The organism is Streptomyces sp. NRRL WC-3549 (assembly GCF_000721935.1).
Classification (GTDB): domain Bacteria; phylum Actinomycetota; class Actinomycetes; order Streptomycetales; family Streptomycetaceae; genus Streptomyces.
Genome location: NZ_KL585394.1, coordinates 427,971 through 429,920, shown reverse-complemented (window position 1 = coordinate 429,920; position 1,950 = coordinate 427,971). Strand labels below are relative to the sequence as shown.

The following is a 1,950-nucleotide window of genomic DNA, read 5'->3' as shown; positions in this document are numbered from 1 at the left end:
GCCAGCGGCGACGTGCTGTCCGGGCTGACCGGCTCGCTGCTGGCGGCGGGCCTGGACCCGCGCGACGCGGCGTCGGTGGGCGCCTACCTGCACGGACTGGCCGCCCGCCGCGCCTCGGACGGGGCCCCGGTGGCGGCCCGGGACGTCGCGGAGGCGATCCCCGCGGCCTGGCGGGACGTGTGCGGCTGATCCACGCTGGGACGGGGGCGCGCACACCGGAAGGGTGAGGGCCGTGGACGACGACGCCGTACGGGTACGCAGGGTGTACGACCCGCCGGAGAAGGCCGACGGCACCCGGGTGCTCGTCGACCGGCTGTGGCCGCGCGGGGTCTCCAAGGAGCACGCCGCCGTCGACGTGTGGGCCAAGGAGGCCGCCCCGTCGAACGAGCTGCGCTCCTGGTACCACCAGGACCCCGCCGCCCGGTACGACGGCTTCGTGGACCGCTACCGCACCGAGCTCGGCGACCCGGCGCACGCACCGGCCGTCGAGGAGCTGACCGGCCTGCTGCGCGCGGGCGGCCCGGTCACCTTCGTCACGGCCGTGAAGGACGTCGGGACCAGTCAGGTACCGGTCCTGGTGGAACATCTGCGGCACCTCTCCGGCCGCCGCTGACGCCTCACCGCACCCGGGAGGTCGGGGGCGCGGACCCGGGCCAGTGAGAGACTGGGCCCGTTATGAATGAGACAGCGTCGCTGAGAGCCCGTGCCGAGATCGACCTCGCCGCCCTGCGCGCCAACGTGCGCGTCCTGCGCGCCCGGGCGTCCGGGGCACAGCTCATGGCCGTGGTGAAGTCCGACGCGTACGGACACGGGGCGCTGCCGTGCGCCCGGGCCGCGCTGGAGGCCGGGGCCACCTGGCTGGGCACGGCCACCCCGCAGGAGGCCCTCGCCCTGCGGGAGGCCGGCGTGGGCGGCCGGATCATGTGCTGGCTGTGGACGCCCGGCGGACCCTGGCGCGAGGCGATCGAGGCGGACGTGGACGTCTCGGTGAGCGGGATGTGGGCGCTGCGCGAGGTCGTGGAGGCCGCCACCGCGGCCGACCGGACGGCCAGGGTCCAGCTGAAGGCCGACACGGGCCTGGGCCGCAACGGCTGCCAGCCCGCCGACTGGCCGGAACTCGTCTCGGCCGCCCGCGCCGCCGAGGAGACGGGCACCCTGCGCGTCACCGGTCTCTGGTCCCACTTCGCCTGCGCCGACGAGCCGGGCCACCCGTCGATCGCGGCCCAGCTGACGGCGTTCCGCGACATGGTGGCGTACGCCGAGAAGGAGGGCGTGCGGCCCGAGGTGCGGCACATCGCCAACTCCCCGGCGACCCTCACCCTCCCGGAGTCCCACTTCGACCTCGTCCGCACCGGGATCGCCATGTACGGCCTCTCGCCCAGCCCGGCCCTGGGCACCCCGGCGGACTTCGGGCTGCGCCCCGTGATGACGCTCTCCGCCTCGGTGGCGCTGGTCAAGGAGGTGCCGCCGGGGCACGGCATCAGCTACGGCCACCACTACACGACCCCCGCCGAGACGACGCTCGCCCTGGTCCCGCTCGGCTACGCGGACGGCATCCCGCGCCACGCCTCCGGCCGGGGACCGGTGCTGATCGACGGCTCCGTCCGTACGGTCGCCGGGCGCGTCGCGATGGACCAGTTCGTCGTCGACCTCGGGGGCGACACCCCGGAGCCCGGCGCCCGGGCGGTGCTGTTCGGCCCGGGGGACGAGGGCGAGCCCGGCGCCGAGGAGTGGGCGGTGGCGGCGGACACCATCGCGTACGAGATCGTCACCCGGATCAGCGGACGCGTGCCCCGGATCCACCTGCACGCCTCGCCCGGCCAGGACTGACACCGGCCGGGCACGACCGACGACGACGGCGAAGGAGCACGGCACGGTGAGCGAGACCAGCGCGGGAGCGGGGGACGTGGCGGCGACGGCGGCCGTCGCCGCCGCCGGCTGGCGCCGGGC

General features: G+C 76.2%; 3 protein-coding genes. All 3 read left to right on the top strand.

What is annotated here, in order from left to right:
• On the top strand, positions 1 to 189 hold a 189-nt coding region (locus tag IH13_RS0112740), incomplete at its 5' end, for an NAD(P)H-hydrate dehydratase (protein WP_031083907.1).
• 43 nt (positions 190 to 232) lie between these two features.
• On the top strand, positions 233 to 613 hold the full coding sequence (locus IH13_RS0112735) for a DUF488 domain-containing protein (protein ID WP_031083905.1): 381 nt from the start codon (positions 233 to 235) through the stop codon (positions 611 to 613).
• A 62-nt stretch (positions 614 to 675) separates the two neighbouring features.
• Positions 676 to 1,830, top strand: coding sequence for an alanine racemase (gene alr / locus IH13_RS0112730; RefSeq protein WP_031083903.1), 1,155 nt, complete (start codon positions 676 to 678; stop codon positions 1,828 to 1,830).
• Positions 1,831 to 1,950: the final 120 nt, after the last annotated feature.

Coding starts and splice junctions, on each gene's coding strand:
- alr (WP_031083903.1), top strand. CDS start 676: ATGAATGAGACAGCGTCGCTGAGAGCCCGTGCCGAGATCGACCTCGCC.